Raw genomic sequence first — 7,155 nt, forward strand, 5'->3', positions numbered from 1 at the left:
GCGATTCACGAGGGCTCCCGGGATATCGCCAGCGGCAACCAGGATCTGTCGGCGCGCACCGAGGAGCAGGCGGCCGCCCTGCAGGAGACCGCCGCCAGCATGGAGCAGCTCGCCTCGACGGTGAAGCAGAACGCCGACAATGCGCGCCACGCCAGCCAGCTGGCCGAGGATGCCGCGCGCACCGCTGGCGAGGGTGGCCGGGTGGTCGACGGGGTGGTCTCCACCATGCATGAGATCCGCGAGAGCTCCCACCGGGTCAGCGACATCATCAAGGTGATCGACTCCATCGCCTTCCAGACCAATATCCTCGCCCTCAACGCCTCGGTGGAGGCCGCCCGTGCCGGCGAGCAGGGGCGCGGCTTTGCGGTGGTGGCCGGCGAGGTGCGCAACCTGGCCCAGCGCTCCGCCGATGCCTCTCGCCAGATTCGCGAGCTGATCGAGATCTCGGTGGCCAAGGTGGAGGCCGGCACCGAGCGCGCCGACCGCGCCGGCAGCACCATGGGCGAGATCGTGGCGGCGGTGCAGAAGGTCAGCGACATCATGGACGAGATCGCCGCGGCCTCTGCCGAACAGAGCAACGGCATCGATCAGGTCAACCAGGCCGTGGCGCAGATGGATGAGGTCACCCAGCAGAATGCCGCGCTGGTGCTGCAGGCGGCCAGCGTCGCGCATCAGGTGGAGTCCCAGGCAGAGCGACTGAGCCTGGCCGTGGCCGGCTTTCGGCTGGACGGGAAGGGCGCCGAGATGGCAGCCACCATCGCCGACGATATCGACAGGGCGGGGCCTGGCGGCGATGGCCATGATCCCGCCCTGGCCCGCTGGATGCCGACGCTGATGCCGTCATCGCCGGGGCGCGAGACCCGGACGAAGGCGCGCGGCCGCGCCGACAGCGACCAGGAGTGGGAATCCTTCTGACCCTGACAGCAGTGCCCAACCACCTGTACCGATAACCAGAAGAGCGGTAGCTGCACACCGCTAACCGCCTCGGAGAACACAGCATGCGCGACAACCAGCCAGTGACTGGACGGGAGTACGAGCTTCAGGACGAGCACTTCCTGATCTCGCGGACCGACCTCAAGGGACGCATCACCTACGCCAACCCGGCCTTCATCGAGGTCAGTGGATACCGCCATGAGGAGCTGATCGGTTCGCCCCACAACCTGGTGCGCCACCCCGATATGCCCCCCGAGGCCTTCGCCAACCTGTGGGAGACCCTGGCTCAGGGCGAGGGCTGGCGAGGCCTGGTCAAGAACCGGCGCAAGAACGGCGACCACTACTGGGTGGATGCGAGCGTCACCCCGGTCATCGAGGATGGCGAGGTGATGGGCTACGCCTCGGTGCGGGTCAAGGCCGAACGCGAGCAGATCGACAGGGCGGAACAGGCCTATACCAGGATGCGTGCCGGCAAGGGGCGCCACCTCTATCTGAACAAGGGGCAGCTTCGTCGGCGCGGCATCCGAGGCGCGCTCGGCCGCCTTAACCTGGCTACCGTGCGGGCTCGCATCAGCCTGATGGTGGTGGTGGCGGCGCTGATGCTGCTGGTCAGTGGCGGGCTCGGGCTCTATGGGCTCAACGCCTCGGGGGAGCGGCTCGCCGAGCTCAACCGTGACGGACTCGAGGACGTGGTGCGGCTGCAGCAGCTCGGCCAGCTGATCGGTGAGGCCCCGCAACGCATGGCCAGCCAGGAGCGCATGGCCCTGCTCGGTCAGCGCCACGAGCTGGCCGCGGGCCTCGAGGAGACCAGCGCCCGTATCGAGGCGATCTGGGCAGAATTCATTGGGCGCGAGGCCAATCAGGCGCCGGAGACCCGCCAGTTCGAGCAGCAGCTCGAGGCCTTCCTGCAGGAGGGGCTGCTTCCCCTGGCTGGGGCGCTAACCGGTGAGGCCTTCGATGCCATGATGGCGCTGAACAACCAGGTCAGCCCGCTGCAGGAGCAGGCCGCCAGCCTGACTGCTGACGTCAACCAGCTGATCACCCGGGAGCGCCGCGGTGCGGCGGCGATGGCGGCCGCCGCCGAGGCTGGCCAGCGCACCATGCTGTTCGCCCAGGGCGGCGTGCTGGCGGCGGCGCTGCTGCTGCTGATCGCGCTGGGCATGACGACCCTGCGTGCCGTGACGCGCCCGCTGGATCGGGCCGTCGGCTTCACCCTGCAGATCGCCGCCTGCAACCTGGCGGCGAGAGTACCACCGCATGGCCGTGACGAGGTGGGCCGCTTGTTGGCAGCCCTGGACGTGATGCGCAAGAGCCTCGGCAGCATCGTGGGCGACGTGCATGCGGGCATCCAGGTGGTGACGCCGGCCGCGCGGGATATCGCCGTGGGCAATGACGACCTCTCCACCCGCACCGAACAGCAGGCCGCGTCGCTGCAGCAGACCGCCTCCAGCATGGAGGAGATGACCGCTACCGTGCAGCAGAACACCGACAACGCGCGTCAGGCCAGCGGCCTGGCGACCGAGAATGCCGAGCGGGTGCGCGAGACCGGCGAGCTGATGCACCAGGTGGTGGACACCATGGGGCGCATCACCGAGAGCTCTCGCAAGATGGCCGAGATCATCGACGTGATCGACTCCATCGCCTTCCAGACCAATATCCTCGCCCTGAACGCTTCGGTGGAGGCGGCGCGAGCCGGCGAGCAGGGGCGGGGCTTTGCGGTCGTGGCCAATGAGGTGCGCAACCTGGCCGGACGTTCCGCCGCCGCCGCGAAGGAGATTCGGACCCTGATCGACGGGGCCGGTAAGGAGATCCAGGCCGGTGCCGCGGTGGTGCAGCGCGCCGAGGGCGCCATCGAAGGGGTGGTGGCGGCCACCACCCGGGTCAACGACATCATGGGCGAGATCTCTGCCGCTTCCCAGGAGCAGAGCGGCGGCATCGGCCAGATCAACCAGGCGGTGGCCGAGATGGACCATGTCACCCAGCAGAATGCCGAGCGGGTGCAGACCATGGCCCGGGCGGCACTGGATCTGGAGCATCAGGCCGAGCAGCTGGTCATCGCCGTGACCGCCTTCCGCGCGCGCGGTGCCGGCATGGAGCGTGCCCCCGGCCTGGCCCAGCGGCGCGGGTCGGCGGCGGTGAGTGAGCGCACACCCGCGCAGCAGAAGGCACTGCCGCCCGCCGCTGGCACCAATCGTCCGTCCGATATCGAGGAGTGGGAAGCATTTTGAGCGAGTCAAGGGAGGCGGCGTCGTTCTCCGCCGGCAACTGGGGCAGTGGAAGCTCCCTCGAGCGTGACCTGGTGCTCACCGCCGAGGACTTCGCGCGCATCCGCCAGCTGATTTACCAGCGGGCGGGGATCGTGCTGGCCGAGCACAAGCGCGAGATGGTCTACAGCCGGCTTGCCAAGCGGCTGCGCCATCATGGCCTGACGCGCTTCAGCGACTACCTGGCGCGACTGGAGCGCCAGCCGGATGCCCGGGAATGGGAGGCCTTCACCAACGCCCTGACCACCAACCTCACCGCCTTCTTCCGCGAGTCGCACCACTTTCCGCTGCTCGCCGAACATGTTCGTGGCCGGCCCGGGCCGGTTCGGGTGTGGAGTGCCGCCGCCTCGACCGGCGAGGAGCCCTACTCCATTGCCATGACCCTGAGTGAGGCCCTGGGCAGCCGGGCCGGCGACGCCAGGGTCGTGGCCACGGATATCGATACCGAGGCCCTGGCCAGGGCCGAGGCCGGGGTCTATCCCCTGGAGCAGGTGCACAAGCTTGACGCCGAGCAGATGCGCCGGTTCTTCCAGCGGGGCACCGGCCGGCAGGCGGGCCTGGCGCGGGTGAGGCCGGAGCTGCGGGCCATGGTGGAGTTTTCGCCGCTCAATCTGCTGGCGCCCAGCTGGCCGGTCAGCGGCCCCTTCGATGCAATCTTTTGCCGTAACGTGATGATCTACTTCGACAAGGCGACCCAGGCGAAGATACTGGAGCGCTTCGCGCCGCTGCTGAAGCCGGATGGCCTGCTGTTCGCCGGCCACTCCGAGAACTTCTCCTACATCACGCGAACCCTGCGGCTGCGCGGCCAGACCGTCTACACCCTGGCGCCGCCTCCCGCGGCGGGCGGCAGGTCGACGCCTGTCCGTTAAAGTTCGCTGGCTACGCGCCGATACCCTCAATGGAACCCCTTGTCGCCTGACCCGGGCGGCAAGTCATCTGCTACAGGAGAGCCCTCTTGAGTGCCGCCACGATCAAGGTGCTTTGCGTTGATGACTCAGCGCTGATTCGCGACCTGCTCAGCGAGATCATCAACAGCCAGCCCGACATGGAGGTGGTGGCGGTGGCGCCCGACCCGCTGGTGGCGAGGGATCTCATCAAGCGTCACAACCCCGACGTGCTGACCCTCGACGTGGAGATGCCGCGGATGGATGGCATCGACTTCCTGGAGCGCCTGATGCGGCTGCGGCCCATGCCGGTGCTGATGGTCTCGTCGCTGACCCAGTCCGGCTCCGAGGTCACCCTCCGGGCGCTGGAGCTGGGCGCCCTGGATTTCGTCGCCAAGCCGTCGCTGGGCATCCGTAGCGGCATGCTGGAGTACGCCGAGGAGATCGCCGAGAAGATCCGCGCCGCGGCCCGCTCCCGTCCACGGCGTGCCGCCACGCGCCACGAGGCGCCGCCTCAGCGGCTGACGGCGCCGCTGATGTCGAGTGAGAAGCTCCTGATCATCGGCGCCTCGACCGGGGGCACCGAGGCGATCCGTCGCGTGCTGGAACCGCTGCCCGCCAACAGCCCGGCCATCATGATTGCCCAGCACATGCCCGGCGGCTTCACCCGGTCGTTCGCCGAGCGCCTCGACCGGCTCTGCCAGATCAGCGTCAAGGAGGCCGAGGACGGCGAGCGCGTGCTGCCCGGGCATGCCTATATCGCCCCGGGCGATGCCCACCTCAAGCTGGCGCGCAGCGGGGCCAACTATGTGGCGCGGCTGGACCAGGGGCCGCCGGTCAATCGCCATCGCCCCTCGGTGGATGTGCTGTTTCGCTCGGCGGCGGAGCACGCCGGCCGCAATGCGGTCGGGGTGCTGCTCACCGGCATGGGCAAGGATGGGGCCGCGGGCCTGGTCGAGATGCGCCAGGCCGGTGCGCCCACCATCGCCCAGGATGAGGCGAGCTGCGTGGTCTTCGGCATGCCCCGGGAGGCCATCGCCCTGGGCGGTGCCTCGGAGGTGGTGACCCTGGAGGAGATTGCCCCGCGTCTGCTGGCGCTGGTGGCCTCCTCCGGGCGCGCCCAGCGCGTCTAGATCCATCACCGCTACAGCGACACCTGCAAGATGCATGACCCACGACAATAACGACGTCCACTGAAGGAAGAATCGAGATGGTTCGTTTCATTCGTAATATCAGCATCCATGCGGCAATGGTGGCCGTGCTGGCCTGCTTCGTGATCTTCATCGCAGCGATTGCTGCCATGGGCGTCATTGCCGACCGTAACGCGGGCAGAACCCTGCACACCCTCAATCAGATCAGCGCGGAGCAGCTCAACGAGATCAACCGCGCATATGCGCTCATGAACGTGGGGCGCAACCACCTCGAGATTGCCTCCAACCTGATCATGATTGGGCGGATGGGCGAGGCAAACGCCCATCTCGATAGCGCCATGGATCGCTTCGGTCGCGCCGAACAGCGCTTCCAGGCGTTCGTGGCGACCCCCAAGATGAACGATGGTGCCCTCTTGGCAGATCGGGTCGAGGAGCAATTCACGGCGGTGATCGAACTGCTGCGCCGGCAGCACACTGCGCTCGACCAGCTTGATACCACCACCTTCAATCGCCTGCGTGAAGAACTCAATGTTCCCTCCACGGCGCTGGATGCGGCGATGACGGAGTTCGTGGCCTACGGCTTTGCGCGGGCGGATGGCATGATCCGCGATTTCCGGGATCAGGTGCAGCGCTTCGAGTGGTTCGGCCTCGGTCTGCTGACTCTGATCGGCCTGCTGGTGGTGATGATCTATGTTGGCCTGCGCCGCGTGGTGATCAGGCCCCTGGATGCCGCCGTGGCCAACCTGGAAGCCATCGCGGAAGCCGACCTCTCCAGGGAGATTCAGGTGCTTGGGCGCAATGAGATCAGTCGCCTCTTCGCCGCCATGCGCAAGATGCAGGAGGGGCTCGCCCGGGTCGTGGGCGAGGTACGCCAGGGAAGCGGCTCGATCCATTTCGGCACCCGTGAGATCGCCTCGGGCAACGCCGATCTCTCCTCGCGCACGGAGCAGCAGGCGGCCTCGCTGGAGGAGACCGCGGCGAGCATGGAGCAGATCACCGCTACGGTGAAGCAGAACGCCGACAACGCCCGTCAGGCCAGCGGCCTGGCCCTGGAGGCCTCCACCACCGCCGAACGCGGCGGCGAGGTGGTCGATCGCGTGGTGAAGACCATGCACGGCATCTCGGACTCTTCCCGCAAGATCGCCGATATCACCGGCGTCATCGACTCCATTGCCTTCCAGACCAATATCCTGGCGCTCAACGCCTCGGTGGAGGCAGCGCGCGCCGGCGAGCAGGGCCGCGGCTTCGCGGTGGTGGCCGGCGAGGTGCGCAACCTGGCCAGCCGAAGTGCCGAGGCGGCCAAGGAGATCAAGACGCTCATCGAGAGTTCGGTGGCTCAGGTGCAGGCGGGTTCGAGCCTGGATGAAAATGCCGGGGAGACCATGGACGAGGTGGTCCAGGCGGTCCGCCGCGTCACCGATATCATGGACGAGATCTCCGCAGCCTCCCAGGAGCAGAGCGACGGCATCGAGCAGGTCAGCCAGGCGGTGGGCCAGATGGACCAGGTGACCCAGCAGAACGCCGCACTCGTGCAGGAGGCCTCGGCGGCCGCGTCCTCCCTGGAGGAGCAGGCGGGACGCCTCGAGCAGGCCGTGGCGCGCTTCCGCCTGGCGGGCGAGGCCGCCCGGATAGCGAGCGAGCCGGCCCCGGAGGCGCTCACCCTCTCCGCGCCAGGCGCGCGCGTGGGCTTGCCGGTACCGAGCAGACGGCACAGCACGCGGCGGGCGGAGTCGGCCGAGGAAGAGTGGCAGGAATTCTGATTTGGCTGCCGCCCGGTGGGCGGCATGCTCGGCCCGGCCGGCCATCATGCCGGGCCATACACTAACGAGAACATCGCGAATCGAGGTAGTGCAATGGCAGACAAGAACATGAGCATCTTGGTAGTGGATGATTTTCCCACTATGCGGCGTATCGTGAGGAGCC

Annotated in this window: 5 protein-coding genes and 1 pseudogene; all 6 read left to right on the forward strand. The window is 67.9% G+C overall.

Annotated features, from left to right (window positions below):
• Positions 1-915 (forward strand): methyl-accepting chemotaxis protein (locus IBX53_RS13485; protein WP_290910082.1); only part of this gene is annotated, 915 nt, incomplete at its 5' end.
• An 83-nt stretch (positions 916-998) separates the two neighbouring features.
• On the forward strand, positions 999-3,161 hold the full coding sequence (locus IBX53_RS13490) for a methyl-accepting chemotaxis protein (protein WP_290910085.1): 2,163 nt from the start codon (positions 999-1,001) through the stop codon (positions 3,159-3,161).
• Positions 3,158-4,066, forward strand: a complete 909-nt coding sequence (locus IBX53_RS13495; RefSeq protein ID WP_290910088.1) for a CheR family methyltransferase — start codon at positions 3,158-3,160, stop codon at positions 4,064-4,066. The genes IBX53_RS13490 and IBX53_RS13495 overlap by 4 nt, the downstream gene beginning before the upstream one ends.
• Positions 4,067-4,152: 86 nt before the next feature.
• Positions 4,153-5,214 carry a chemotaxis response regulator protein-glutamate methylesterase gene (locus IBX53_RS13500; protein ID WP_290910091.1) on the forward strand — a complete coding sequence of 354 codons (1,062 nt, stop codon included), beginning with the start codon at positions 4,153-4,155 and terminating at the stop codon, positions 5,212-5,214.
• Positions 5,215-5,291: 77 nt separating this feature from the next.
• Positions 5,292-6,992, forward strand: coding sequence for a methyl-accepting chemotaxis protein (locus IBX53_RS13505; protein WP_290910106.1), 1,701 nt, complete (start codon positions 5,292-5,294; stop codon positions 6,990-6,992).
• A gap of 93 nt (positions 6,993-7,085) precedes the next feature.
• Positions 7,086-7,155 (forward strand): annotated as a pseudogene (locus IBX53_RS16270) (two-component system response regulator); the annotation flags it as partial.

The sequence above is a fragment of the Halomonas sp. genome, from assembly GCF_014859505.1.
Taxonomy (GTDB): domain Bacteria; phylum Pseudomonadota; class Gammaproteobacteria; order Pseudomonadales; family Halomonadaceae; genus Halomonas.

Coding starts and splice junctions, on each gene's coding strand:
- IBX53_RS13505 (WP_290910106.1), top strand. CDS start 5,292: ATGGTTCGTTTCATTCGTAATATCAGCATCCATGCGGCAATGGTGGCC.
- IBX53_RS13490 (WP_290910085.1), top strand. CDS start 999: ATGCGCGACAACCAGCCAGTGACTGGACGGGAGTACGAGCTTCAGGAC.